At 60.1% G+C, this 23,608-nt stretch carries 25 protein-coding genes and 1 pseudogene; 12 read left to right on the forward strand and 14 right to left on the reverse strand.

Translation table 11 applies throughout. The annotated features are described in order from the left end of the window. Positions 1-178: 178 nt before the first annotated feature. Positions 179-874 (reverse strand): B3/4 domain-containing protein, encoded by a 696-nt coding sequence (locus tag D8U60_RS06570; protein WP_130899764.1) that lies wholly within the window; start codon positions 872-874, stop codon positions 179-181. A 46-nt stretch (positions 875-920) separates the two neighbouring features. On the opposite strand from D8U60_RS06570, the gene D8U60_RS06575 reads away from it, so the two are divergent. Continuing rightward, complete coding sequence (locus D8U60_RS06575) at positions 921-1,547, forward strand: XRE family transcriptional regulator (RefSeq protein WP_130899765.1); 627 nt, start codon at positions 921-923, stop codon at positions 1,545-1,547. Between the two features lie 70 nt (positions 1,548-1,617). Here the strand turns inward: D8U60_RS06575 and D8U60_RS06580 are convergent, their stop codons facing one another. Together D8U60_RS06580 and ycaC are read right to left on the reverse strand one after the other, a co-directional pair. Then, a complete protein-coding gene (locus D8U60_RS06580; RefSeq protein ID WP_016774226.1) occupies positions 1,618-1,818 on the reverse strand; it encodes a hypothetical protein in 201 nt (66 codons plus the stop codon). A 144-nt stretch (positions 1,819-1,962) separates the two neighbouring features. Beyond that, a complete protein-coding gene (ycaC, locus tag D8U60_RS06585; RefSeq protein ID WP_016774235.1) occupies positions 1,963-2,592 on the reverse strand; it encodes an isochorismate family cysteine hydrolase YcaC in 630 nt (209 codons plus the stop codon). 205 nt (positions 2,593-2,797) lie between these two features. Between ycaC and D8U60_RS06590 the strand changes: the two genes are divergently transcribed. Both D8U60_RS06590 and D8U60_RS06595 read left to right on the forward strand, forming a co-directional pair. Next, a complete protein-coding gene (locus D8U60_RS06590) occupies positions 2,798-3,061 on the forward strand; it encodes a hypothetical protein (protein WP_130899766.1) in 264 nt (87 codons plus the stop codon). After that, positions 3,058-3,453, forward strand: a pseudogene (locus D8U60_RS06595) (hypothetical protein). The gene D8U60_RS06590 and the pseudogene D8U60_RS06595 overlap by 4 nt, the downstream one beginning before the upstream one ends. 96 nt (positions 3,454-3,549) lie before the next feature. Here D8U60_RS06595 and D8U60_RS06600 read toward each other — a convergent pair. Next, the gene (locus D8U60_RS06600; RefSeq protein ID WP_130899767.1) at positions 3,550-4,476 is read right to left on the reverse strand and encodes a Gfo/Idh/MocA family oxidoreductase; all 927 of its coding nucleotides are present in this window, start codon (positions 4,474-4,476) and stop codon (positions 3,550-3,552) included. Positions 4,477-4,750: 274 nt separating this feature from the next. Here D8U60_RS06600 and D8U60_RS06605 point away from each other — a divergent pair, with 274 nt between their 5' ends. Together D8U60_RS06605 and D8U60_RS06610 are read left to right on the forward strand one after the other, a co-directional pair. Further along, positions 4,751-5,356, forward strand: coding sequence for an SCO family protein (locus D8U60_RS06605; RefSeq protein ID WP_016774221.1), 606 nt, complete (start codon positions 4,751-4,753; stop codon positions 5,354-5,356). Beyond that, positions 5,356-5,835, forward strand: coding sequence for a copper chaperone PCu(A)C (locus D8U60_RS06610; protein ID WP_056784698.1), 480 nt, complete (start codon positions 5,356-5,358; stop codon positions 5,833-5,835). The genes D8U60_RS06605 and D8U60_RS06610 overlap by 1 nt, the downstream gene beginning before the upstream one ends. 88 nt (positions 5,836-5,923) lie before the next feature. Here the strand turns inward: D8U60_RS06610 and D8U60_RS06615 are convergent, their stop codons facing one another. Continuing rightward, positions 5,924-6,415: a hypothetical protein gene (locus D8U60_RS06615; protein ID WP_130899768.1), complete on the reverse strand. Its 492-nt coding sequence runs from the start codon at positions 6,413-6,415 to the stop codon at positions 5,924-5,926. 219 nt (positions 6,416-6,634) lie between these two features. Here D8U60_RS06615 and D8U60_RS06620 point away from each other — a divergent pair, with 219 nt between their 5' ends. Both D8U60_RS06620 and D8U60_RS06625 read left to right on the forward strand, forming a co-directional pair. After that, positions 6,635-7,009, forward strand: a complete 375-nt coding sequence (locus D8U60_RS06620) for a hypothetical protein (RefSeq protein ID WP_130899769.1) — start codon at positions 6,635-6,637, stop codon at positions 7,007-7,009. After that, positions 7,006-7,203 (forward strand): helix-turn-helix transcriptional regulator, encoded by a 198-nt coding sequence (locus tag D8U60_RS06625; RefSeq protein WP_071171858.1) that lies wholly within the window; start codon positions 7,006-7,008, stop codon positions 7,201-7,203. The genes D8U60_RS06620 and D8U60_RS06625 overlap by 4 nt, the downstream gene beginning before the upstream one ends. A 36-nt stretch (positions 7,204-7,239) precedes the next feature. On the opposite strand, the gene D8U60_RS06630 is transcribed toward D8U60_RS06625, so the two are convergent. Continuing rightward, complete coding sequence (locus tag D8U60_RS06630; RefSeq protein ID WP_123441675.1) at positions 7,240-8,256, reverse strand: ABC transporter substrate-binding protein; 1,017 nt, start codon at positions 8,254-8,256, stop codon at positions 7,240-7,242. A gap of 133 nt (positions 8,257-8,389) precedes the next feature. Here D8U60_RS06630 and D8U60_RS27565 point away from each other — a divergent pair, with 133 nt between their 5' ends. From D8U60_RS27565 to katG, 3 genes are all read left to right on the forward strand, one after another. Beyond that, entirely contained in the window at positions 8,390-8,587 is a 198-nt protein-coding gene (locus D8U60_RS27565; protein WP_153188787.1) for a hypothetical protein, read from the forward strand. Beyond that, positions 8,584-10,794, forward strand: a complete 2,211-nt coding sequence (locus tag D8U60_RS06635) for an LTA synthase family protein (RefSeq protein ID WP_130899770.1) — start codon at positions 8,584-8,586, stop codon at positions 10,792-10,794. Before D8U60_RS27565 ends, D8U60_RS06635 begins: the two co-directional genes overlap by 4 nt. A gap of 218 nt (positions 10,795-11,012) precedes the next feature. Then, positions 11,013-13,289, forward strand: coding sequence for a catalase/peroxidase HPI (katG, locus tag D8U60_RS06640; RefSeq protein WP_130899771.1), 2,277 nt, complete (start codon positions 11,013-11,015; stop codon positions 13,287-13,289). A 182-nt stretch (positions 13,290-13,471) separates the two neighbouring features. Here the strand turns inward: katG and pepN are convergent, their stop codons facing one another. The 6 genes from pepN to D8U60_RS06670 are packed head-to-tail and all read right to left on the reverse strand — an operon-like array spanning position 13,472 to position 19,990. Further along, a complete protein-coding gene (pepN, locus tag D8U60_RS06645) occupies positions 13,472-16,129 on the reverse strand; it encodes an aminopeptidase N (protein WP_130899772.1) in 2,658 nt (885 codons plus the stop codon). A 10-nt stretch (positions 16,130-16,139) separates the two neighbouring features. Beyond that, complete coding sequence (locus tag D8U60_RS06650; RefSeq protein ID WP_024012501.1) at positions 16,140-16,970, reverse strand: DUF2797 domain-containing protein; 831 nt, start codon at positions 16,968-16,970, stop codon at positions 16,140-16,142. Further along, positions 16,967-17,227, reverse strand: coding sequence for a DUF1315 family protein (locus tag D8U60_RS06655; protein WP_042609561.1), 261 nt, complete (start codon positions 17,225-17,227; stop codon positions 16,967-16,969). The genes D8U60_RS06650 and D8U60_RS06655 overlap by 4 nt, the downstream gene beginning before the upstream one ends. 35 nt (positions 17,228-17,262) lie before the next feature. Further along, positions 17,263-18,132 (reverse strand): rhomboid family intramembrane serine protease, encoded by an 870-nt coding sequence (locus D8U60_RS06660; protein ID WP_130899773.1) that lies wholly within the window; start codon positions 18,130-18,132, stop codon positions 17,263-17,265. Beyond that, entirely contained in the window at positions 18,129-19,100 is a 972-nt protein-coding gene (locus D8U60_RS06665; RefSeq protein WP_016774213.1) for a metallophosphoesterase, read from the reverse strand. The genes D8U60_RS06660 and D8U60_RS06665 overlap by 4 nt, the downstream gene beginning before the upstream one ends. Beyond that, positions 19,100-19,990: an NAD(+) kinase gene (locus D8U60_RS06670; RefSeq protein WP_016774212.1), complete on the reverse strand. Its 891-nt coding sequence runs from the start codon at positions 19,988-19,990 to the stop codon at positions 19,100-19,102. Before D8U60_RS06670 ends, D8U60_RS06665 begins: the two co-directional genes overlap by 1 nt. A gap of 114 nt (positions 19,991-20,104) precedes the next feature. Between D8U60_RS06670 and D8U60_RS06675 the strand changes: the two genes are divergently transcribed. Beyond that, positions 20,105-21,055, forward strand: a complete 951-nt coding sequence (locus D8U60_RS06675; protein WP_130899774.1) for a DUF1853 family protein — start codon at positions 20,105-20,107, stop codon at positions 21,053-21,055. A gap of 111 nt (positions 21,056-21,166) precedes the next feature. Here the strand turns inward: D8U60_RS06675 and D8U60_RS06680 are convergent, their stop codons facing one another. Both D8U60_RS06680 and D8U60_RS06685 read right to left on the reverse strand, forming a co-directional pair. Beyond that, the gene (locus D8U60_RS06680; RefSeq protein ID WP_122700081.1) at positions 21,167-22,450 is read right to left on the reverse strand and encodes an arsenic transporter; all 1,284 of its coding nucleotides are present in this window, start codon (positions 22,448-22,450) and stop codon (positions 21,167-21,169) included. Positions 22,451-22,599: 149 nt separating this feature from the next. Then, on the reverse strand, positions 22,600-23,157 hold the full coding sequence (locus D8U60_RS06685; protein ID WP_130899775.1) for an NADPH-dependent FMN reductase: 558 nt from the start codon (positions 23,155-23,157) through the stop codon (positions 22,600-22,602). A gap of 183 nt (positions 23,158-23,340) precedes the next feature. Here D8U60_RS06685 and D8U60_RS06690 point away from each other — a divergent pair, with 183 nt between their 5' ends. After that, entirely contained in the window at positions 23,341-23,571 is a 231-nt protein-coding gene (locus D8U60_RS06690) for a hypothetical protein (RefSeq protein WP_071171849.1), read from the forward strand. Positions 23,572-23,608 lie beyond the last annotated feature (37 nt).

Consider the following 23,608-nt stretch of genomic DNA (forward strand, 5'->3'; position numbering starts at 1 on the left):
GGTTTTTGTGGCACCACCAAATCATTGGTCAACACGGAACATTGTGGGAGCGAGCCTGCTCGCGAAAGCGGTGGTTCAGCGGGCAAAGAGGTTGAATATGCCGCCGTCTCGCGAGCAGGCTCGCTCCCACAGGGAATCGCGGTGCCGCTGACGAAACGGGCTGGCACTCATATCCAACCTAACGCGCTCCCGGCCCGATCAACATGCTTTCGATCTCGGCGCCGGGCATCATTTGCTGCAGGCCTTCGATGAGCTTGTCGCCGGCCTCGGTCAGCGCTTCCAGCGGCATGGCCGGCAGGCTTTCGAGGATGAACCACATGTGCTGCGCCTGCGCATCGAGGCGGGTTCGCACGCCTTGGCGCCAGTTCCAGCGCCGGCAGGTCACGCCTTGGTCATCGCGCCAGACCACTTCGCCGGCGTCCGGAAACTCATGCGCGGGCAGACCTTCTTTCATCGTGTCGAACGGTTCGCTGCCATCGGCGATGACCAGACGCGGTGAGCCTATGTAGGCTTGCGCATTCTCGCCGCCGACCGGAATCGCGTACTCGAGGCTGATGGCGTTGTACAGATCAACCACCGGATCGATGCTCGGCAACTCGCCGTCGCGCAACACCCGTTTGCGCAGAGCCTCGGCCGAGCAAGGCGTGCGCTGCGGCTTGGCACCGAACTGGCGAAACACGTCCGCCCAGGCCTGCAAGTGCGCGGGCGCCCATGCCGGACCGCCGTTGGCGACGATCTGGCAGGCTTTGGCCAGTGCTTCACCGGCCACGTATGCCTGAGTAATCGGCGCCGCTTGCACGACAATACTCAGCGCTCTGAAGCCCGGCGCGAGTTGCGCAACAGCCGGATCGATTGACGGCACGACAGACAGCATCCCAGAATCCCCCTCATACCCGAATTTCAAACGATGCTAGCGATCAATGACCAAGAAAGTCAATATAACGACCGAGGCCGGCGCCGACGTCGAGACCGTCAGCGCGGCGGTGTCGCGCACGCTCAAACAGGCGCGCAAACAACAGGGCATCACCCTGGATGAACTGTCCCGGCGCTCCGGCGTGAGCAAAGGCATGGTGGTCGAGATCGAGAAGGGCTCGGCCAACCCAAGCATCGCGACATTGTGCAAAATCGCCGCAGCGCTGGGCTTGTCCGTGGCGGACTTCGTCAATGTCGCCGACACTCCGGCAGCGCATCTGATCGACAGTGATGACATCCCCACGCTATGGACCGGTGAACTGGGCGGATCGGCGCGCCTGCTGGCCGGCACCGGCGGCCCGAACATGCTCGAGTTGTGGCGCTGGGAATTGTTTCCCGGCGAGTCATTTTCTTCAGCCGGTCACCCGAACGGCACCACCGAGTTGTTTCATGTCGAGAAAGGCACGTTGCATTTGCACGTTGGCGATGCCGAGCTGATTGTCGGGCCTGGGTGTTCGGCGGTGGCGCGGACCGATGTGGCGCATGGGTATGCCAACCATGGGCGAGCGAAACTGGTTTTCACGATGTCGGTGACTGAACTGCATCAGGGTGCCAGGGAAAGCCCCTCACCCTAGCCCTCTCCCCGAGGAGAGGGAACTGTCCGGGTTGACCATCACAGGGAGCGTTCCCCTTCAAACAGCACGGTCAGCGTGACGGCGGATGCTCCGTCGAAACCGAATTGGCCGCATCCACATCCGACATGTCTTCTTCTACAGGCGCCTCATCGTCCGGCGGCAAAGGCACCTCGGGGTTCTCGCGCTTGGGATCGTGCCCGGTCTCATTGTCGGTGGTGCGCGTCACGGCTTGTTGCGACTGGTTGCCCGGTGCGTTTTCATCAATGTCCATGTCGTTCTCCGAGGTGTTCAGCGATAGGTACCTGAACGTGTGAAATGCCCTTGCGTGACAAGTGCCCGACAATGGACGAACGGCGTTCTGTAGAAAACGCAAAAAGCCTGCTTTCGAGGCAGGCTTTCGCTTTGGATTTAACGCTTACTTCTGCTGCGTCAGCGCCGAGTAGCTGTTCATCAGGTTGCGGTAGTTGGGAATGCGCTGCGACAGCAGGTTACCCAGGCCTTCAATGTCGTTGCGCCAGTCGCGGTGCAGCTCACAGGCCACCGAGAACCAGTTCATCATCTGCGCGCCGGCCTGAGTCATGCGACTCCATGCGGCTTGCTGCACGGTGGTGTTAAAGGTGCCGGACGCATCAGTCACCACAAACACATCAAAACCTTCCGCCAGTGCCGACAGGGTCGGGAACGCTACACAGACATCCGTGACCACACCGGCAATGATGATCTGCTTGCGCCCGGTGGCCTTGATCGCCTTGACGAAGTCCTCGTTGTCCCAGGCATTGATCTGGCCTGGACGAGCGATGTACGGCGCGTCCGGGAACATCTCTTTCAGCTCCGGCACCAGCGGGCCGTTCGGGCCTTGTTCGAAGCTGGTGGTGAGGATGGTTGGCAGGTCGAAGAACTTGGCCAGATCCGCCAGCGCCAGCACGTTGTTCTTGAACTCGTTCGGCGAGAAGTCCTGCACCAGCGAGATCAGACCGGTCTGGTGGTCAACCAGCAGCACGATAGCGTCGTCTTTGTTCAGGCGGTTGTAGGTTGGAGTGGTCATGGTGTGCGTCCCTTTTCAAGTTTGGAGTTTTGTTGTTGCGTTCAAGTTGGGTACAGATTACTGACGCACAGCAAAGGGATAAATCGGCTGAAAAGCGTTTCACCGTCCACTCAAAGAGGACAATGCCAAGAGTCGAAATGCTAGACGGCTAATCCGGCGGAACGGCGCCATGCTATGCTCCGACAGAGAAAACGAGGGGTTAACAATGAGCGAATCAGCCACTGACAGCGTCGCGAGCGAAGTATGCAAGCTTGCAGGAAAACACCGCATTGGCGCCGAGCGTGACGGCCTGAGCCGCATGGCAGCAACGATAACGCAACTGGCTGGTGATGCCGTCGAGCTGGATAATGTTGAGCAGTTGCTGGTTAATCTGAAGCGAAAGGGTGTGTTGAACAAGGCAGAAATCATGGCCTTGCAAGGACGTTACCTTCAGGAAAAAAGGCGTTCGAAAAAGCAGCTCAGCGCATGACGTTCGACCCCTTCGGCGATTTCGAAACTGAAGGCTACCTTCGCAACTCGCTCAAGCTGAAAGACCCGGTTGAAGTTAAGGAATCGGAACATCTCTCTTTCGAAGCCAGTATCGAAGACGCCCTTGCTCATCTGGCAAAAAAGAGATCCATCGACTATCAAGCGATACTCAAAACTCATGAAATCCTGTTTGCCGGTTTCTACCCATGGTCAGGCAAAGACTATCTGAAGCCCCACGTGGTAGATATCTCAAGCCGTGAGTAATGGCCCGAAGTGATTGGCGGTATCAAAGGGTTGGACGGGTTGGACAAGGAAGGAATCGTCTACGCGAATCTGGACAATCCCGACATTCAGCAGCTGTATGAAACCTACAGAACGCAGCCAATAAAGTGACCAAGAAGCCTGCTGTTAAAAGCAGGCTTTATGTGTCTGGCGGTCTGCGCGACGCAGACCTGCTTACGCGCCCTGACGACTCAAGCTGAAATTCACTCAATCGTAAAACGGCTCAACCAACGCCCGACTACCGACAAAGAAACTGTCCGCCACCAGGCGCAACGGTTGCAGATCCAGGTCGCTGGCCTTGTCGCTGATCAATTGCTGGAAGTGGCGGTAGACCGCTGCGTACTCGCCCTCCTCCGACACACTTTGGCGCACGCCGTCGATGCTCAGCACGGCGCCGCCATTGTCCAGGCGCAGGATGCCTTCGACGCAGCGGATTTCGATGCTCCACAGTTCGTCGTGGCCATGGTCGAAGTCGAACTCGGCGCGTACGTCGAGCTGATGTGCATCAGACATTTTGATCGAGGCGGCAATCGGCGACTGGCAGTTGCTCGGCACGCGCAGTTCGGCGGCTTCGACAAACAGCGGCAGCGCCAGCAGGTGGGTGATGATCGACAAAGCGTTGATGCCCGGATCGAACACGCCGAGGCCGCCCGGCTGCCAGATCCATGCCTGACCCGGATGCCACTTGCGCACGTCTTCCTTCCAGTCGATCCGAACGCTTTGCAGGGTGCGGCTGGCCAGCCAGTCGCGGGCGGCGGCGATGCCCGGTGCATAGCGCGAGTGCCAGGCGAACAAAGCGCTGATGCCTTGGTCGGCGACTTGATCGACCAGGGCCATGGCCTCGCCCAATGTTGCACAGGGCGGTTTTTCCACCAGCACGTGCTTGCCGGCCGCCAACGCCTGTTGCACCAGCGCGAAGCGCCCTTGTGGCGGCGTGCAGAACGCAATTGCGTCGACAGTCGGGCCGTTTTCAAGCAGTTCGCCCAGCGACTGGAAGTTCTCCACCCCGGCGCAAGGTTTGCCCTGGGTAGCGACCGCCACCAACTGGAATGCCGGGTTGGCGAGGATGGCGGGGACGTGTTGATCCTGGGCGATCTTGCCGTAGCCCACCAGGCCGAGACGAATCGGTTGCATTACAGACTCCTGTTGTTGTTTTGGTCTTTGCAGCGCAGCGGCAAGAGTACGTGTTTCTGCGCCCGCCTCCAATCGTCATACTATTTAAATCAAAGTTTGGTCGCGGCGAACGCATGGCTTATTCGTCATTTCTTCTTACACCTTTTGTCGTCCAATCCCGCACCGCGCGGCGATCGGCAGCCGGCGATCAGCCTCAGTTTGCTATCATGCGGCGCTTTTACGGTTAACCCCTCGCCAGTCCTGCCGACTGGCGGGCTGCAAAAGGCGGTATTAGATGACGGCTTTGTTGACTCGCCGCAAGGTACTTGCGGGAATGGGCGTGCTCGGGCTCGGCCTGCTCGCCGGTTGCGATACCCGTGGCCAACTGTCGTACAAGTACGGCAAGGATCTGAGCGACAAGATCCTCGGACGCACCTTCAAGCTGAAGAATCCCGAAGGCGAAACCATGTCGCTGTCGAGCTTTCGCGGGATGATGCCGATGATCTTCTTCGGCTTCACCCAGTGCCCGGCCGTTTGCCCCACTACCCTGGCCCGCGCCGCACAGATCAAAAAACTGATGGGCCGCGACGGCGATCGTTTGCAAGTGGTGTTCATCACCCTCGACCCGGAACGCGACACGCCGCAGATCCTCGACGCCTACGTCAAAGCCTTCGACCCGAGCTTCGTCGCGCTGTACGGCACGCTTGAGGAAACCAAGGCCACCGCCAAGGAATTCGACGTGTTCTACGAGAAAGTCCCGGCCGGAGACACCTACACCATCTCCCACACGTCCACCAGCTACGTCTACGACTCGCGTGGTGAGTTGCGCCTGGGCCTGTCCACTTCGCTGACAGCCCAAGAGTGCACGGAAGATTTGCTTACTGTTATGGAGGTCTGCTGATGCATCCCGTTCTGAATCACCTCAAACGCACCGTATGTGCACTGTCCCTGCTCGGCCTGGCCTTTCAGGCGTCGGCGCAGACCAAAGTCGACGACGCCTGGGTCCGTGCCACCGTGCCGACCCAGTCCGCCAGCGGCGCGTTCATGACCGTCACTGCCGACAGCGACAGCAAGCTGCTCAGCGTTGCCTCGCCAGTGGCCAAGGACGTTCAGATTCATGAAATGAGCATGAAGAACGATGTGATGACCATGGGCCCGGTGAAGTCGGTTGAGTTGCCTGCCGGCAAAGCCGTGAGCTTCGACCCGAACGGCTACCACGTCATGCTGATGGGCCTGACCGGTCAGTTGAAGGAAGGCGAAAACGTGCCGCTGACCCTGACCGTGGAAAACGCCAAGGGCGAGAAAGAAACCATTGAAGTCAAGGCACCGGTCCGCGCGCTGACCAACATGGGCGGCCACGATCACAGCAAGATGCATTGATCGCTGACTGAAAGACTGTTCGCCTGACAGATAAGCGGGGCGGCTTGATCGATGATCAGGCCGCCCCTTTTTTTTGATGTGTGCAGAATCAACGCTTGCGGGCCAATGCGTTGCGCACGCTTTCCGGTGACATCCCTGAGCTGGAACGGGTCATGGGTTCAACGACGGTCGCCTTGGCCAACTGTTCCTTGCGCTTCGTTACCTGACGCCATTGGTAAGCGAAATATCCGACTGCTACCACGATCCCCAACCAACCGAACACCGAACTCACGAAGAACCACAGCGCCAGTGTGACCCACACGGTTTTCGAGTTGAACAACTTCAAACTGTCGTCGGCAGGCACCGGTTCGACCGGCGTCTGTGGCGCCTCCGGTACTTTCTGCATCCCCTGCAGATCAAAGCGCAGCGCGAAGTCCGCCCCGGGCACAGGCACCTCGATCTGATTGCCTTCAGCACGATGCACTCGAATTTCGCCATCGACGAGCGAGACGGAGCTGAAACTGATCTGGGTGTCACAGCGAATCTCGCCGTTGACCAGAGTCACGACCGTTCGTTGTGAGTCAGCGGGAGTGTCGCGCATGTCGATTCCTTGAGCGTTCCACGCCGGACGACGTGCGAAGGGAAAATCCGTTGGAGGCAAATGCTACTGAGTGGCTAATACGCTGTCCAGAAGCGTGAACCCGGCTGCAAGTTATCCGGCTCGAGCGTGTTCGAAGTAACCAGCCTGATGGAAAGCGTGCTTTACATCTGAAACAACATCAGCAACCATGTAAAGGGTCTTTTACATAGGAAGTGAAGAATGAACCGGTACCACCTCGAATTGGGCGCAGCATTAATCCTCTACATGCTGGTGCTGACAGCATCATTGATTGCCTCGCAATACCTGATGGATGCGCACCTCGTGCTGCGCTCGGCCGTCGCACTGACGCCGATCATTCCGGCGGCCCTGATGTGCTGGGCCATCGTGCGGAACATGCGGCGCATGGACGAAATGCATCTGCGCATCCAGTTCGAAGCCTTGGGGTTCGCCTTTGCCGCCTCGGCATTGGTGACCTTCAGCTACGGTTTTCTGGAAAACGTCGGCGCCCCGCATATCCCGTGGACGTGTGTGTGGCCGGTAATGGGGCTGATGTGGATTGTCGGCCTGCACATTGCGCGACGCCGCTACCAATGAAAAACCGTCTCAAGGAATTGCGCGCCGAGCGCAAGTGGTCGCAGGTCGATCTGGCCGAACGCCTGAACGTGTCGCGCCAGACGATCAACGCCATCGAAAACGAACGCTACGATCCGAGCCTGCCATTGGCGTTTCAGGTTGCCCGGGCGTTTGAGCTGCCGATTGAGAGCATTTTTGATGATGGCGAATCTTGAATGGCAAAAGGGGCAACACACGTTGCCCCTGTTCGATCAACTCCCCGCACCACCATGCGCTTCTTCAAAGAAGTAATCCTTCCAGCTCCCCGCCTTGTTTTTCAGCACGCCCAATTCCTGCAATTTCTCGGCGTAGATGAACGTGCGTTGCGGTACGACGGTGAAGTCGATTTCCGGGTCTTTGACGATTTGCTCGACCAGGGCCAGCGGCAGTTTCGATTGCTCTACACGGATGTAGGCCTGGGCGGCGGCGGGTTTGTCGGCTTTGATGATGTTCTCCGCTTCCGCCAGTGCGTCGTAGAACGCCTTGTAGGTTTTCGGGTTTTCGTCGTGGAATTTTTCCGTGGTGTAGAGAACGTTGAACGTCGCCGGGCCGCCGAGGATGTCGTAGGAGCTCAGCACTTTATGCACGTTGGGGTTTTGCAGCGCCTGGTACTGGAACGGTGGGCTGGAGAAATGCGAGTTGATTTCCGAGCCGCCGGCAATCAGCGCAGCGGTGGCATCCGGGTGCGGCAGGCTGACCGAAATGTTGTCGAACTTCTTGAACTGGTCATCACCGAATTCCCTGGCGGTTTCTATCTGCAGGGTACGCGACTGGAAGCCTACGCCTGCGGCCGGCACGGCGATACGGTCCTTGTCGCTGAAGTCCTTGAGGGTTTTGATGTTCGGGTTGTTGGTCAGCAGGTAATTGGGCATCGACCCCAGCGCGGCGATGGCTTTGACGTTCTGCTTGCCCTTGGTGCGATCCCACACGGTGAGCATCGGCGGCACGCCGGCCGAGACGACGTCCAGCGCACCGGTGAGCAGCGCCTCATTCATGGCCGTAGCGCCGGAAATGCTGTTCCAGTCGACCTTGATCTCCAGGCCCTGGGCCTTGCCGTGTTTCTCGATCAGCTGTTGATCGCGCACGACATCGAGGATTAGATAACCGATACCGAATTGCTGGGCGATGCTGATCTTGCCCTCGGCCCGGGCGCCGCTACTGAACAGCGCACCCGCTGCCAGAGTAGCGGCCAACAGAGTCAGCGCAGAACGTTTGAACGGTGTGGCCATGACAACCTCGCAGCATGGGGGTGGGCTGAAAGGCATGACTTTATAGCTATAAAAAACGTAAATTAAATATCTTTATCGAATATCGATAGCACTCCGCGATTTAGCGTCTGCTGCTGAAATTCAGGAGCAGTGGATGGACCTACAACAGTCTGAAACAAAAAACTGCCCCTCCGAAAAACAGCCATACGTCCCACAACCCACGCCCGCTATGGGCACGCGCCGTTTCAGCGATCGCCAGCCGCAGGTTTTAAAAGCCGATCAGCCTTTCTGCCCTTGGTATCATCACCCACACTTTTTTGACCCTTTGATGACAAGCAGGCCTTTTTTGTGAGCGCTCTTTTCAACTGGCTGCGGCGGCCGAATGCCCGCCTTCTTTCTCTCATCGTTCTGGTATTGGTCGTGCCGGTGTGCCTGCGGGCGGCGCTGGGCTGGTCAAACCCGCTGGGCTTTTTGTCGGATCTGGCCGTCGGCAGTTTGCTGGTGGTAACGCTGCATCGCCGCGCATGGTGGCTGGCCTTGCCGGTGCTGATGTTCTGGGCGCTGCTGGCGATCGCCACGACAGAATTGGTCAGCGCCGTCGGCCGCCTGCCGACGCCTTCGGATATTCACTACCTGATCGACCCGCAATTCGTCGAAAACTCCACTGGCGGCGGACTTGCGCACCCTGCCCTGGCCATGGCTTTGCTGGGTGCCCTGGCGTTCTGGCTGCTGACTCAGTTTGTTGGTCGCGGCTTGTCTCGCCCTGCTCTCCCTCGCTCCGTCTGGGCCGCGCCTATTGTGTTGTTCGCCGCCCATTGGGGCGCGCAAAACCTGTGGCCGAATGACGGCGACGCCTGGCGCCTGTACAACCTGCCGCATCAGTTGCTCGCCAGTGAAGTCGCCGACCTGCAGATCCAGGCCGAGGAATGGCTCGACGGCGACGTTGAAGAACCCACACCGGCGATGGCCGGGCTCACCGACGTCGATCTCAATGGCCAGAAGCTGCTCGCCGCGCCGGGCCAGGCGCGCAATGTATTGATCATCGCGCTCGAAGGCATCCCCGGCGCCTACATCCGTGCCAACCGTGAGGCGATCGGCAGTCATTATCAGGAAGACCTGATGCCCAACCTCAGCCGCTGGGCCGAGCGCGGCATGAACACCCCGGATTACGTGCTGCACACCCATCAGACCATTCGCGGTCTGTACGCCATGCTGTGCGGTGACTACGACAAGCTCAACAATGGCACGCCCAAAGGCGTGGAAATGCTCACCCTCAACGAACGCAATCAGGCCTGCCTGCCGGCACAATTGCGCGAGCACGGCTTCAGCACGCATTACTTGCAGGGCGCGGGCCTGCGCTTCATGGCCAAAGACAAGATCATGCCGCACATCGGTTTCGATGCGACCCATGGCCTGGAATGGTTCAGCAACAGCAACTATCTGGAGTTCCCGTGGGGCAAGGATGACAGGGCATTTTTCGAAGGCGCGCTGGATTACGTCGGCCAACTGAAGAAGCAAAAACAGCCGTGGATGCTCACGCTGCTGACGGTCGGCACCCATCAGCCCTACTCGGCACCGGACGATTATCTGCAGCGTTATGAGACGCCCAAGCAGGCTGCCGTCGGTTATCTCGACGATGCGCTGGATCAGTTTCTTGCCGGACTTGAGCGCCAGGGCGTTCTCAAGGACACGCTGGTAGTGATCACCTCGGATGAATCCCACGGCATCGACGGCGTGCGGCTGGCCTCCTCATGGGGTTTCAACCTGACGCTGGCGCCGGAACAGGCGCAACTGCCGCGTCTGAATGCCGGGGTCTACGGCCACGTCGATCTGAGCACCTCGATCCTCGACTATTTCGATCTGCCGGTGCCGACTGCGCTGAGCGGCCGCTCGCTGTTTCGCGACTACGATTCCGGGCGCGAAATCATGTCGTTCACCAACGGCAAGCTGCGCTACCACAACGGCCAAGGCATCTTCTCCGAATGCGACCTGCCGCGCCGCTGCCGCTACTACCAAAGCACCGGTTTCATCGCCGAAAGCGCTACTTACAAAGGCACCTACAGCGGCCATCCGGCCCGGCAGATCGCCGCGCGCGCCGATGCCCTCGACTTGTCCCTGTTGCGCACACCACTCAATCATCGCTACCAGTTCGGCAGCAACAACATCATCCCTCTGCAAGCGCAGATCAAGGATGACTGGGCCGACAACCTGATCGGCGCGCAATACCTGGAAATGCCCAAAGGCTCGCACACCCGCGTGCGCCTGACCGTGCGCTCGGTCGATCCGCAGCAGGCGGCGTACATTCAGCTCAAGGCCAAGGAATTTGAACAGGACGTGCAACTGGGATTGCCGGCAGAAATGGTGGCGACGGCGGATCAGCCGCTGGAGATGGATTTCAGCTTTGAAAACCCCCAGCCGCGCAAGGCGTTCTCGTTTCATTTGCTGGGGTATGGCAATGGCGCGGTTGAAGTCAGCGACTTCAGCGTCATCACCGAACTGCCCGGCCAGGAAGACATCCTCGACGACGTGCCAGAGGACGACACCGCACAATCGAGCTAACCCCTGTAGGAGCTGCCGAAGGCTGCGATCTTTGCTTTTGATTTTTTGGTGAACAAAGATCAAAAGATCGCAGCCTTCGGCAGCTCCTACCTGTGCGGTGAAAGAGTTTGCCTATCGGTATCTAATAGTCGGGCTATTAGCCGACTTGCCAACTCGGGTCTAGCCTTACCAGTCCGAAGTCGGCACGAGCCGGCCGCAGACCTGATAGGGATACGAACATGGCAAACGAATCGAAATGCCCGTTCAACCACGCCGCCGGCGGCGGTACGACGAACCGTGACTGGTGGCCGAATCAACTCAATCTGAAAATCCTCAGCCAGCATTCCCCCAAGTCCGATCCGCTGGGCCAGGACTTCGACTACGCCAAGGCCTTCAAAAGCCTCGATTTCCAGGCGCTGAAACAAGACATCAGAGCGCTGATGACTGATTCTCAGGACTGGTGGCCGGCCGACTTTGGCCACTACGGCCCGCTGTTCGTGCGCATGGCCTGGCACAGCGCCGGGACCTATCGCACCGCCGACGGCCGTGGGGGCGCCGGCTCCGGACAGCAACGCTTCGCCCCGCTCAACAGTTGGCCGGACAACGTCAGCCTCGACAAGGCCCGCCGCCTGCTGTGGCCGATCAAGCAAAAATACGGGCGCAATATTTCCTGGGCTGACTTGATCGTGCTTACCGGCAACGTCGCGCTGGAATCCATGGGCTTCAAGACCTTCGGTTTTTCCGGGGGCCGCGCCGATGTCTGGGAACCGGATGAAGACGTGTACTGGGGTTCGGAAACCGAGTGGCTGGGTGGCGATAACCGTTACGGCAAGAGCAATGGCCCGGTGCAGGAGCCCGGCGACGGCACGCTGGTGGCTGAGCCCGATTTGCATGGCCGTGAAGAAAGCCGTACCGATCAGGGCGAACGTAATCTGGAAAATCCCCTCGCCGCCGTGCAGATGGGCCTGATCTACGTCAACCCGGAAGGCCCGGAAGGCAACCCGGACCCGGTGGCCTCGGCCAAGGACATTCGCGAAACCTTCGGCCGCATGGCCATGAACGACGAAGAAACCGTGGCGCTGATCGCCGGCGGCCACGCATTCGGCAAGACCCACGGCGCCGGCCCGGCCGACAATGTCGGCCCAGAGCCGGAAGCGGCCGGTCTGGAGCAACAGGGTCTGGGCTGGAAAAACGCCTTCGGCACCGGTAAAGGCGCCGACACCATCACCAGTGGTCTGGAAGTGACCTGGACCACCACACCAACGCAATGGAGCAACAACTATCTGGAAAACCTGTTCGGCTTCGAGTGGGAGCTGACCAAAAGCCCGGCGGGCGCCAATCAGTGGCAACCGAAAAACGGCGCCGGTGCAGGCACCGTTCCCCACGCTCACGATCCGAACAAGAAGCTCTCGCCGACCATGCTCACCTCCGATCTGGCGTTACGCTTCGATCCTGCCTACGAACAAATCTCGCGGCGCTTTCTGGCCAATCCCGATCAGCTCGCCGACGCGTTCGCCCGCGCCTGGTACAAGCTGATCCATCGCGACATGGGTCCGCTCTCCCGCTACCTCGGCCCGGAAATGCCACAAGAGGAATTGCTCTGGCAAGACCCGCTGCCCGACGTGACGCACCCGCTGATCGATGACAGCGACGCCACGGCGCTGAAAAACAAGGTGCTGGCTTCAGGGTTGTCAGTGTCGCAACTGGTCTCGACCGCGTGGGCTGCAGCATCGACCTTCCGCGGTTCGGACAAGCGCGGTGGCGCCAACGGCGGACGCTTGCGTCTGGCCCCGCAGAAGTTCTGGCAGGCCAACCAGCCCGAGCAATTGGACAAGGTGCTGAGCACACTGGAAGGCATTCAGAGCGAGTTCAACGGTTCGGCCGCCGGTGGCAAGAAAATCTCGCTGGCGGACCTGATCGTCCTGGCCGGTAATGCCGGAGTGGAAAAAGCCGCGCAGAACGCCGGGCATTCGGTGTCGGTGCCGTTTTCACCGGGCCGCGTCGATGCTTCGCAGGAGCAGACCGATGTCGAATCGTTCGGCTTCCTCGAACCGATTGCCGATGGCTTCCGCAATTACAGCAAAGGCAAATACACGGTTGCGGCGGAAACCCTGCTGATCGACAAGGCGCAGTTGCTGACGCTCACGGCACCGGAAATGACCGTGCTGCTGGGTGGTTTGCGGGTATTGAACACCAATGTCGGCCAGACGCGGCATGGCGTGTTCACCGACAAAACCGAAACGCTGAGCAATGACTTCTTCACCCACCTGCTGGACATGGGAGTTGAGTGGACCCCGACGTCACGGGATGCCGATGAGTTTGAAGGCCGTGACCGCAAGACCGGGGCGCCAAAATGGACGGCGACTCGGGTGGATCTGGTGTTCGGCTCGAATGCGCAATTGCGCGCGTTGGCCGAGGTGTACGCCAGTTCCGACGCGAAGGCGCAGTTCGTCAACGATTTCGTCAAGGCATGGACGAAGGTGATGAATCTGGATCGGTTTGATCTGCGTAAATAGCTGTTTGTTGTGCCGATAAAAATGCCGCTCGTTGAGCGGCATTTTTTGTTGATCGTTCCCACGCTCCTCGTTGGAATGCAGCAAGGGACGCTTTGCGTCCCAAAGCCGACGCAGAGCGTCGAGAGAGGCATTCCCACGCAGAGCATGGGAACGATCAACTGGACGGTTCCTACCGGATCGGGTTACGCCAGGCTTTTGCTCACCACTTCATACACATCGCTGGACAGCGACCCGGACGCCAGAATGCGCTCCAGCTCGGCCTTCATCAGTGCCTGACGCGCGCTGTCGTATTTGCGCCAGCGAGTCAGCGGGGCCAGTTGGCGCGAGGCGATCTGAGGGTTGAAGCCGTTCAGTTCGATCACCAGATCGGCGAGGAAGCGATAACCGGAACCGTCCGCCGCGTGGAAGTTGATCAGGTTCTGCCCGGCGAACGCGCCGATCAATGCCCGCACCTTGTTGGGGTTCTTGATGTTGAACGCCGGGTGCTGCATCAACGCCTTCACCCGCTCCAAACCGCCCGGCAAGGTGCTGCCGGCCTGCACGCTGAACCACTGATCCATGACCAGCGGATTGTCCTTGAAGTGCTCGGCGAAGCTGGCCAAAGCCAAAGCCTTCTGCTCTTCGAACGGCGAGTTGACCAGCACCGCCAGCGCAGTCAGGCGCTCGGTCATGTTGTCGGCGGTCTCGAATTGCTCCAGCGCCGCTGCCAACACTTCCGGCTTGCCGCTGAGCATCAGGTACGACAGGGCAATGTTCTGCAAGGCGCGCCGGGCGAAGTGCTCGGCCTCGGCGACGTACGGAGTCTTTTTCGACAGATCGCGGTTGGCCTGATAACGCAGCCACAGCGCTTCGAACAAGCCTTCGGCGAGTTGCTTGCGGGCGAACTCGCGAGCGACGTGAATCGCCTCGACGTCAGCCACTTCGCTGATCTCGGTGAGATAGGCCTCCCCCGGCAGCGAGAGCATTTCGGCAACCATCGCCTGATCCAGCGACTCGTCGGACAGCACCGTGCGCAGCGCCGACACCAGACGCGGATCGAGCTTCAGGCTCTCGCCGCTCTGATGCTGGCCGATCAACTCTTGAAGCACTTGCACCGACAGTTGCTGACCGGCATCCCAGCGATTGAAACCGTCGCTGTCGTGCTGCATCAGGAACATCAGTTGATCGCGGTTGTACGGGAAGCTCAATTTCACTGGCGCCGAGAAGCCGCGCAGCAGCGACGGCAACGGCTGTTCGTTGATGTCGACGAAAGTGAAGGTCTGCTCGGCTTCGGTCACCGAGATCACCCGAGTGGTGCCTTGTGCCGAGGCTTCGCCAGCCAGACGCAGAGCGATTTCATTGCCCTGGCTGTCGAGCAGGCCGAGCTCGACCGGGATCACGAACGGCAGTTTTTCCACCTTGTCCGGGGTCGGCGGGCAGCTCTGGCGGAAGGTCAGGCTGTAGGTTTTCGCCGCAGCGTCGTAGGACTCGCTGACGGCCAGACGCGGTGTGCCGGCCTGGCTGTACCAGCGCTTGAACTGGCTGAGGTCAACGCCATTGGCATCTTCCATGGCCTTGACGAAGTCGTCGCAGGTCACGGCCTGGCCGTCGTGGCGTTCGAAGTACAGATCGCTGCCCTTGCGGAAGCCTTCGGCGCCCAGCAAGGTGTGGATCATGCCGACCACTTCCGAGCCCTTTTCGTACACGGTCAGGGTGTAGAAGTTGGAAATCTCGATGAAGCTGTCCGGGCGCACCGCGTGGGCCATCGGCCCGGCATCTTCGGCGAACTGGTGGGTACGCAGGTACGCCACGTCCTGAATGCGCTTGACTGTCGCCGAGTTCATGTCCGAGGAGAAACCGGCATCGCGGAACACCGTGAAACCTTCCTTGAGCGACAGCTGGAACCAGTCGCGGCAGGTGACGCGGTTGCCCGACCAGTTGTGGAAGTATTCGTGGGCGACAATCGCCTCGACCCGCTGGTGCGCGGCGTCGGTGGCGGTTTCAGCGCGGGCCAGCACGGCGCTGGAGTTGAAGATATTGAGGCCCTTGTTCTCCATCGCGCCCATGTTGAAATCGTTGACGGCGACGATCATGAAGATGTCCAGATCGTACTCGCGACCGTAGACCTCTTCGTCCCAGCGCATGGACTTCTTCAGGCTGTTCATCGCGTGCTGGCACTTGTCGATGTTTTCCGGCTCGACATAAATGCGCAGCGCGACGTTGCGCTGGCTCATGGTGGTGAAGGTGTCTTCGACGCACCACAGATCACCGGCGACCAGCGCAAACAGGTACGCCGGTTTCTTGAACGGATCTTCCCAGGTAGCCCAGTGCCGGCCGTCTTCGCCGGGGCCGGAAGCGATCGGGTTACCGTTGGAGAGCAGCACCGGGTAGCTGTGCTGTTCGGCCACGACGGTGGTGGTGAACTTGCTCATCACGTCCGGGCGGTCGAGGTAATAGGTGATCTTGCGAAAGCCTTCGGCCTCGCACTGAGTGCAGAACATCGTGCCGGACTTGTACAGGCCTTCCAGCGCGGTATTGGTTTCCGGGTGGATGCGCACGCTGGTGTCGAGGGTGAACGTTTCACTGGTCGGTTGCAGGGTCAGGTGACTGTCCGAGACTTGATAGTCAGCAGCGCTCAGCTCCCGGTCCGCCAGCGTTACCGAGAGCAGCTCCAGTTGCTGGCCGTCGAGCACCAGCGGCGGCAGGCCGGCGCCGCGCTCCGGGTTGCGGCGCATCACCAGTTGCGCGTGAACCAGGCTGTGGTCCTCGAACAACTCGAAGGTCAGGTGCGTTTCGTCGATCAGGTACTCGGGCGCCTGATAGTCCTTGAGGTAAATCATCTTCGGTTGTTCGGTGCGCATGCTGGAATCCTTATTGATGCACGGCGAGCTGATAAGCCGTGTATTTACGAATGTTGATCACGCCGGTGTCGAAGATCAGGTACTGGCCCTTGATCCCCAGCAGCGTGCCTTCGGCAATCGGGTTCTTGTCCAGGTTGAAGCTGACGATTTTCGCCGGGTATTGCTCGACGGGATAGCGGATTTCCAGCGGTTCGACATCGGCAATCGTCTGAATCGCCTGTAGGCCGAATCGCTCCTGCAACCCTTGCAGGCCTTCGGCGCAGCTTTCGAACAACTGATCGCGCACTTGGGCCAGATCCACCGCCGCGGCATCGCCCTTGAGCAGCGCGCGCCAGTTGGTCTTGTCCGCCACCTGGCTGCGGAACAGGTCTTCGACAAAGCCCGATTGCTGGCGCGTCGACACACGCATGATCGGCAGCGCCTGACTCGCGCCCTGGTCGAGCCAGCGGGTCGGCAACTGCGTGGCACGGGTGATGCCGACCTTGATCCCCGACGAGTTGGCCAGGTAAACCACATGATCGGTCATGCAGAACTGCTGGCCCCACACCGGATCACGGCAGGTGCCGGCGTCGAAGTGGCAACGCTCCGGACTCATGATGCACAGGTCGCACTGCGCCAGTTTGGTCATGCACGGGTAGCAATAACCCTGACTGAAACTGGTTTTGGTCTTGCGCCCGCAATGGGTGCAGTGGATCGCCCCCAGGAATTCCAGACGCAACGTGCTGCCGATCAACGGATTGACCGGCACCTCGACGTCATCCAGACGAAACGCGTACTGCACGTTCGGCCCGTCCAGACGCGCCGACATTTTACTGATTGCACCGCGGCCAATCTCGATCAATGGATGGCATCCGACTTGAACAGGATGTTCGGCACTTCGATCGACTTCGACGCACACTCTTGCGGGCCCATGTAGCCGGTGCGCTGGTCTTCAGGCAGGTTCTGGATTTCCCAGGCAATCATCGCCTGCAACGACAGCTCGCGCTGTTCGGCAGTGAGTTTGTTGCCGTCGGACCATTTGCCGATTTCCACGGCCAGTTTCAGGCTTTCGTAGATGTCCGGGGTGATGTTGCTGATCATGTCGTTGAAAGAGGACATCAGGGTCTCCGTGCTCTTTGCTGAAACAAAAAATGTTAGACGGCCAGTTTACGGCGGTTATACAAACCGCCCAACAAACCGGTAAAGCATCCGATGAGTAACCCGCTCAGGTGCGCGGCGTTGGCGATCTGGCCGAAACCGATCAGCGAAATCAGCCCGGACATGCACACCACCAGCCACACCAGCATCATCACCAGCACACCGCGCGGCAGACGATAGGCCGGGTTCGGCGCCAGCAGCTGGAAAATCCAGCAATGCCCGAGCAAGCCGTAAAGCACGCCGGACAGCCCACCAAACAGGCTCGGCCCGCTCCAGACGAACTGCGCGTAGTTGGACACCAGACTGAACAGCAGCGTCAGGCCGATCAGGTTGATGCTGCCCTGGCGCGACTCGATGCGCCGCCCCAGTTCCCAATACCACATGCCGTTCATGGCCAGATGGAGGATGCCGAAGTGGATCAGCATCGGCGTGACCAGCCGCCACCACTGCCCTGCCGCCAGACTGTCGGCCAGCGGCGTGAAGTGGATGTACTCACCGATCACGCGAAAATCGAGGAAGGTCAGCCAGCGCAGCGTTTCCAGGTTTTCGCCGAGAAAGGTCAGGCCACCGACGATCAGGCTCAACAGCAGAATCAACCCGGTGGCTTTGGCGTGTTTCAGCTGTTCGGCGAAGCTCGGGCGCTTGAAGGTCTGGCCCATGGGTACGTCCAGTTGCTGATCCGGGTCGCCGGCCGGGAAGCGCTCGTACAAGGAACGCACGTCTTCGCTGATTTCCTCCGGCGCCCACAGCACCTGTTCGCCCGCCTCTTCGCTGACGCGATGGGGCACTTGCATGCGTTGCAGCAGTTTGACAAAACCGCTCAAATCCACCGCCAACGGCAGGCGCAATACCGCTACCGCACTCATTGCAGGACCTCCGGCCGCTCGACATCGACCCAGACGAATTTTTGCGGATCCAGGCGCGTTTCCTGGTCCAGACGATAGGCCACCAGTTTGCCGTAGAGCACGGCGCTGTAATCCAGGCACGCGAGGTTCGGGCGGATCGGCGCCGGTTTGCCGCTGCGCCAGTAGTGGCCGACGAACAGCAACGGCTCGTCGACGCCATAGCGCAGCAAAGAATTCTTTTCGGTGGAAGTCAGCGGCGTCTGCGCGACAGGTTCGGGCAGTGCATCGGGCTGGAACACGATGTCGCCATAGGTTTTCGGGTCGTCTTCCCAGAACTTGGTGCGGAAGAACGAACGCACCAGACCGTCGCCGCTGGTCATGGTCAGGCCACCGGGCAGACGCATGTCGGTGCCGCGCAGCAAGCGGTCGAACACGGTGCAGGCGAAGCTGCCGGGCACCGCCGAGGCCTGGAGGAAATGCTCATCGACGCAGCCATTGGGGAACAACGCCCGCAACGGCTCGATCAGTCCGGCGTCCCAGCACGCATGGACGACGCGGAAGCGACCGGCATCGACGAACAGCGGCAGCTCGTAGAACCACTGCTGGAAGTCATGCCAGTCGCCGGGATGGTTTTCAAATTGAGTCAGGGTTTCCTGCAACAGCCGCGCATGGCGCTTGGTGTGTTCGCGCACGAACTGCTTGCCGCTGCCCGGTGGCGCCGGAGTGACCCAGCCGAGCGCGTTGAATTCGTGGTTGCCCATGATGCACAGCGCCTGCCCTGCTTCGACCATGTCGTGGACGATGTGCAGCGCCTCGCGAATGCGCGGGCCACGGTCGATGATGTCGCCGACGAACACCGCCATGCGTGACGGATGCCGCCAGACCCCGCCCTGCTTGTGATAACCGAGACGGTCCAGCAAGTGTTCGAGGGTCATGGCGCATCCGTGCACGTCACCGATCAGGTCGTAACTGCGCGCGGGATCGAGCATCAGTCGCCTCCGCCCCCCAGCTTGCTGCCCCAGCCAAGCTTGGTGCGGCACACCTCGTAGTAATTGTGATCGAGCGGATGAATCAGGCGCAGCTTCTGCGCTTTCTTGCTCACGGTAATGGTGTCGCCCGGTGCGCAGGTGAAATGGTTCTGGCCGTCGCAGGAGACCTGCGGGTAGATCTGCATATCTTTGGACACGACGATTTTCAGCTCACTGTTGCCATCGACCACGATCGGCCGTCCCGACAAGGTATGGGGGTACATCGGCACAATCACAATAGCGTCGAGCTTGGGATGCATGATCGGCCCGCCGGCGGACAAGGCGTAGGCAGTGGAACCGGTCGGTGTGGCGACGATCAGGCCGTCGGCCTTCTGGCTGCAGACGAACTGGCCGTCGATGTACAGCTCGAATTCGATCATCCGCGTCGATTTGCCCGGGTGCAGCACCACGTCGTTGAGCGCATCGCCCTGGCCGATGGCCTCGCCATGGCGACGCACTTCGGCTTGCAGCAGGAAGCGGTTTTCTACCAGATAGTGGCCGTCGAGCACTTCGGCGACCTTGATTTCCAGCTCGTCCGGGCGAATATCGGTGAGGAAGCCAAGGCTGCCACGGTTGATGCCGAGCACCGGAATATTGTGTTTGGCCAGCGCCCGCGCCGCGCCCAGCAGGCTGCCGTCACCGCCGACGACAATGACCATGTCGCAGACTTCGCCGAGCATCTTGCGCGACGAGGTTTGCAGGCCGTGGCCGGGCAGGACTTCAGCGATGGTGTCTTCGAGGATCACATGCAGGTGACGGTCGAGCAGAAAGCGTTTCAGTCGGCGGACGGTATCCAGCACCTGGGAGCTGCCCAGGCGACCGATGATGCCGATATTACGAAATTGCTCCATGGGACCTCTGCGGACAATCGAAAACGCGAAAACCCGATTATGGGCGAAAGCGCCAGATAGACAAAATCCTTTCAGCCTCAAGGGTGCGCTCAGGTTTAAGGCTATGCTCGCAAGATGATCCTGTTTCCCGACTTGTTGCAGTTGCCCCATCGATTACGCCATCCCGAAGTGCGGGACCTGGCGTGGGTGATCCTCGCCCCGCCGATGCTCGCCGCTACGCCGTGGCCGCAGCGCCATCCGCTCGCCGGCAGCGACTGGGTACAAGAACCACAGCGCCTCGAACACTGGCTGCGCCAGCTCGACCACGACAGTTATGGCCTGCTGCAATGGCTGGCGCAGGCGCGCACCCGCCGTCTGGGTCTGTATTACGAGCGCCTGTGGCAGTTCGCCGTCTCGCATGCGCCGGGCATCGAACTGATCGCCGCCAACCTGCCAATCCGCCGCGCCGGGCACACCCTCGGCGAGCTGGACATGCTGCTGCGTGACCGCGACGGCGTGCATCATCTGGAACTGGCGATCAAGCTCTACCTTGGCCCGCAGGATGGCGATGGCCGCGATCCAGCGCAGTGGCTGGGGCCGGGTTGTCATGATCGGTTGGATCGTAAGCTAGCGCATCTGGCCGAGCATCAATTGCCGATCTCGGCGCGCCCGGAAAGCCGCGAAGTGCTCGCGGCGCTGGATATCGAAACCTTCAGCGCGCAGCTGTGGCTGGGCGGTTATCTGCTGTATCCGTGGCCCGGGCAGGCCGACTCACCGCACGGCGCGCATCCGCAACATCTGCGTGGCAGTTGGCTGCATCAGAAGGACTGGCCGGCGTTTGTCGCCCAACGCCCGCCGGGCCGCTGGCAACCCCTGCCCCGCCACGCCTGGCTGGCGCCGGCGCATTACCCGGCGGATCAGGTCTGGACAGATGAGCACCTGCGTTTGTGGCTGGAAGACCTGCCAGCACTGGCCCCGGCGCAGTTGATGGTACGCCTGACCGAGAATGCCCAGGGCGAATGGGAAGAGGCGGAGCGGTTGTTTCTGGTGGCGGATCTTTGGCCGAATGTGCCGGGGCAAACCTGAGATTTGTGGTGCCTGAACTGGCCCCTTCGCTGGCAAGCCAGCTCCCACAGGTTTCGCGGTGAATACAAATCCTGTGGGAGCTGGCTTGCCAGCGATTGGGCCCACCCCGGTCTACAGCGAAAGCCGCACCGCCAACGCCGCCAACGTCACCAGCAACACCGGCACCGTCAGCACAATCCCGACGCGGAAGTAATAGCCCCAGCCGATGTGGATGCCCTTGCGCTCCAGCACATGCAACCACAACAAGGTCGCCAGACTGCCGATCGGAGTGATCTTCGGCCCCAGGTCGCTGCCGATCACGTTGGCGTAGATCATCGCTTCCTTGATCACGCCGCTGGCCTGACTGGCGTCAATCGACAGCAAGCCGATCAGTACGGTTGGCAAGTTGTTCATGATCGACGACAGCAGCGCCGTCAGCACCCCGGTGCCCACGGCCGCGCCCCACACGCCGTGACCGGCGAACACGTCCAGCCATCCGGCGAGGTAACCGGTGAGCCCGGCGTTGCGCAGGCCGTACACCACCAGGTACATGCCCAGCGAGAAAATCACGATCTGCCACGGCGCTTCTTTCATAACCTTGCGCGTGGAGATTTTGTGACCGCGCGCAGCGATGCCCAGCAGCAGCGCGGCACACACCGCCGAAATTGCGCTGATTGGAATGCCCAGCGGTTCGAGGCCGAAGCAGCCGACCAACAGGATCACCAGCACTGCCCAACCGGCATAGAACGTCGCCTTGTCGTGGATAGCGGTGTGCGGGTTTTCCAGTTGTTCAGGATCGTAAGCCGCCGGGATGTCGCGACGGAAAAACCACAGCAACATGCCCAGCGTCGCCGCCACGCTGACGAAGTTCACCGGCACCATGACCGCTGCATAACGGTTGAAGCCGATATTGAAGAAGTCCGCAGAAACGATGTTGACCAGGTTCGACACCACCAGCGGCAGGCTCGCCGTGTCGGCAATGAACCCGGCGCCCATGACGAATGCCAGCGTCGCCGCCGGTGAAAAGCGCAGTGCCAGCAGCATCGAAATCACGATCGGCGTGAGAATCAGCGCCGCGCCGTCATTGGCGAACAACGCAGACACCAGCGCGCCGAGCAGCACCATGAAGGCAAACAGTTTGCGCCCACTGCCCCGCCCCCAACGCGCCACGTGCAGCGCCGCCCAATTGAAAAAGCCAGCCTCGTCGAGCAACAGGCTGATGATGATCAGCGCCACGAAGGTGCCGGTCGCGTTCCAGATGATCTGCCAGACCAGCGGGATATCCGTGAGGTGAACGACGCCGAAAATCAACGCCAGCACGGCGCCCAACGTTGCACTCCAGCCGACGCCGAGCCCTTTGGGTTGCCAGATGACGAGGGTGATGGTCAGCAGGAAAATCAGTGACGCAGCGAGCATTCGCAGGAGCCTTCAAATAGCGAAACGAGTGGAAATCGAACAAATGTGGGAGCGAGCCTGCTCGCGAAGGCGGATTGTCAGAGATGAAATTATTATCTGACACACAGCCTTCGCGAGCAGGCTCGCTCCCACAGTGAGTTTCGGTGAGCTTATTTCTTGTGTTGCTCGACGAACTGGCCGTACGCATCGATGAATTTCTGCAGGAACGGCTTCACCGAGTCGCTCAGCTTGCCCGCTTCATCAAACGCGTTGCCCGCACCGCCCAGATACGCTTCCGGCTGTTGCAGGCAGTGAATATCGAGAAAAACGAAGGTCTGGCGCAGATGCTGGTTAGCACCGAAGCCACCAATGGCGCCTGGTGATACGCTGATCACCGCGCCGGGTTTGCCGCTCCAAGCGCTCTGGCCATAAGGGCGCGAACCGACGTCGATGGCGTTCTTCAACGGTGCCGGGATCGAGCGGTTGTACTCGGGGGTAACAAACAGCACCGCGTCGGATGACGCCACTTTCTGACGGAAAGTGCTGTAGGCTGCCGGCGTAGAAGCGCCGTCGATGTCTTCGTTGTACAGCGGCAGCTCACCGATTTCGACAATCTCGAGCTTGAGATTGGCCGGCGCCAGTTCGGCGAGGGCCAGTGCGACCTTGCGATTGATCGATGCTTTGCGCAGGCTGCCGACCACTACAGCGACGTTGTAGACATTGCTCATGGATGACTCTCGATGGTCCGTGGGAAGAGTCGCTAGTTATAGATGATCCAGTGACATTTTCACCAGTGGTCATTGGTTTTTCCTGCGCGGCGAATATTTTTTTCCTGTAGGAAAACTTACCGAGCTTGGTGACGGTCTACAAAGCCGCAAATCAAGCGTTTTATCTCCAGAGGTTCTAAGCAGATGGCAGCAGTACTCGTCGGTCAGTTTCATGCAAGAGATGCGGAAGGCCGCGTTTATTCCGTGCATGAATTCCAGGAATCGAACCCGTCTGCAGACGGATCCACTGGCTCGGAGCCCATTTACAAACTCGCCATTGGCGATCGGGTCAACAAGGTCAGTGACAGCGAGTTTCTCCTGGTTCAATCAGGCATTACCCTGATTCGCGAACCTGAGCCAACCGTCGCTCAATAACCCAGCGTTATGAGCAGAAGTCATGCGAGCGGACTTG

The sequence above is a fragment of the Pseudomonas sp. Sample_11 genome (assembly GCF_004307505.1).
Lineage (GTDB): Bacteria > Pseudomonadota > Gammaproteobacteria > Pseudomonadales > Pseudomonadaceae > Aquipseudomonas > Aquipseudomonas atacamensis.

Coding starts and splice junctions, on each gene's coding strand:
- D8U60_RS06590 (WP_130899766.1), top strand. CDS start 2,798: ATGAGCGAATCAGCCACTGACAGCGTCGCGAGCGAAGTATGCAAGCTT.
- D8U60_RS06685 (WP_130899775.1), bottom strand. CDS start 23,157: ATGAGCAATGTCTACAACGTCGCTGTAGTGGTCGGCAGCCTGCGCAAA.
- D8U60_RS06620 (WP_130899769.1), top strand. CDS start 6,635: ATGAACCGGTACCACCTCGAATTGGGCGCAGCATTAATCCTCTACATG.
- D8U60_RS06660 (WP_130899773.1), bottom strand. CDS start 18,132: ATGAGTGCGGTAGCGGTATTGCGCCTGCCGTTGGCGGTGGATTTGAGC.
- pepN (WP_130899772.1), bottom strand. CDS start 16,129: ATGCGCACCGAACAACCGAAGATGATTTACCTCAAGGACTATCAGGCG.
- D8U60_RS06665 (WP_016774213.1), bottom strand. CDS start 19,100: ATGCTCGATCCCGCGCGCAGTTACGACCTGATCGGTGACGTGCACGGA.
- D8U60_RS06575 (WP_130899765.1), top strand. CDS start 921: ATGACCAAGAAAGTCAATATAACGACCGAGGCCGGCGCCGACGTCGAG.
- D8U60_RS06615 (WP_130899768.1), bottom strand. CDS start 6,415: ATGCGCGACACTCCCGCTGACTCACAACGAACGGTCGTGACTCTGGTC.
- katG (WP_130899771.1), top strand. CDS start 11,013: ATGGCAAACGAATCGAAATGCCCGTTCAACCACGCCGCCGGCGGCGGT.
- D8U60_RS06610 (WP_056784698.1), top strand. CDS start 5,356: ATGCATCCCGTTCTGAATCACCTCAAACGCACCGTATGTGCACTGTCC.
- D8U60_RS06690 (WP_071171849.1), top strand. CDS start 23,341: ATGGCAGCAGTACTCGTCGGTCAGTTTCATGCAAGAGATGCGGAAGGC.
- D8U60_RS06630 (WP_123441675.1), bottom strand. CDS start 8,256: ATGGCCACACCGTTCAAACGTTCTGCGCTGACTCTGTTGGCCGCTACT.
- D8U60_RS06675 (WP_130899774.1), top strand. CDS start 20,105: ATGATCCTGTTTCCCGACTTGTTGCAGTTGCCCCATCGATTACGCCAT.
- D8U60_RS06680 (WP_122700081.1), bottom strand. CDS start 22,450: ATGCTCGCTGCGTCACTGATTTTCCTGCTGACCATCACCCTCGTCATC.
- D8U60_RS06580 (WP_016774226.1), bottom strand. CDS start 1,818: ATGGACATTGATGAAAACGCACCGGGCAACCAGTCGCAACAAGCCGTG.
- D8U60_RS06570 (WP_130899764.1), bottom strand. CDS start 874: ATGCTGTCTGTCGTGCCGTCAATCGATCCGGCTGTTGCGCAACTCGCG.
- D8U60_RS06655 (WP_042609561.1), bottom strand. CDS start 17,227: ATGTCCTCTTTCAACGACATGATCAGCAACATCACCCCGGACATCTAC.
- D8U60_RS27565 (WP_153188787.1), top strand. CDS start 8,390: ATGGACCTACAACAGTCTGAAACAAAAAACTGCCCCTCCGAAAAACAG.
- D8U60_RS06625 (WP_071171858.1), top strand. CDS start 7,006: ATGAAAAACCGTCTCAAGGAATTGCGCGCCGAGCGCAAGTGGTCGCAG.
- ycaC (WP_016774235.1), bottom strand. CDS start 2,592: ATGACCACTCCAACCTACAACCGCCTGAACAAAGACGACGCTATCGTG.
- D8U60_RS06670 (WP_016774212.1), bottom strand. CDS start 19,990: ATGGAGCAATTTCGTAATATCGGCATCATCGGTCGCCTGGGCAGCTCC.
- D8U60_RS06600 (WP_130899767.1), bottom strand. CDS start 4,476: ATGCAACCGATTCGTCTCGGCCTGGTGGGCTACGGCAAGATCGCCCAG.
- D8U60_RS06605 (WP_016774221.1), top strand. CDS start 4,751: ATGACGGCTTTGTTGACTCGCCGCAAGGTACTTGCGGGAATGGGCGTG.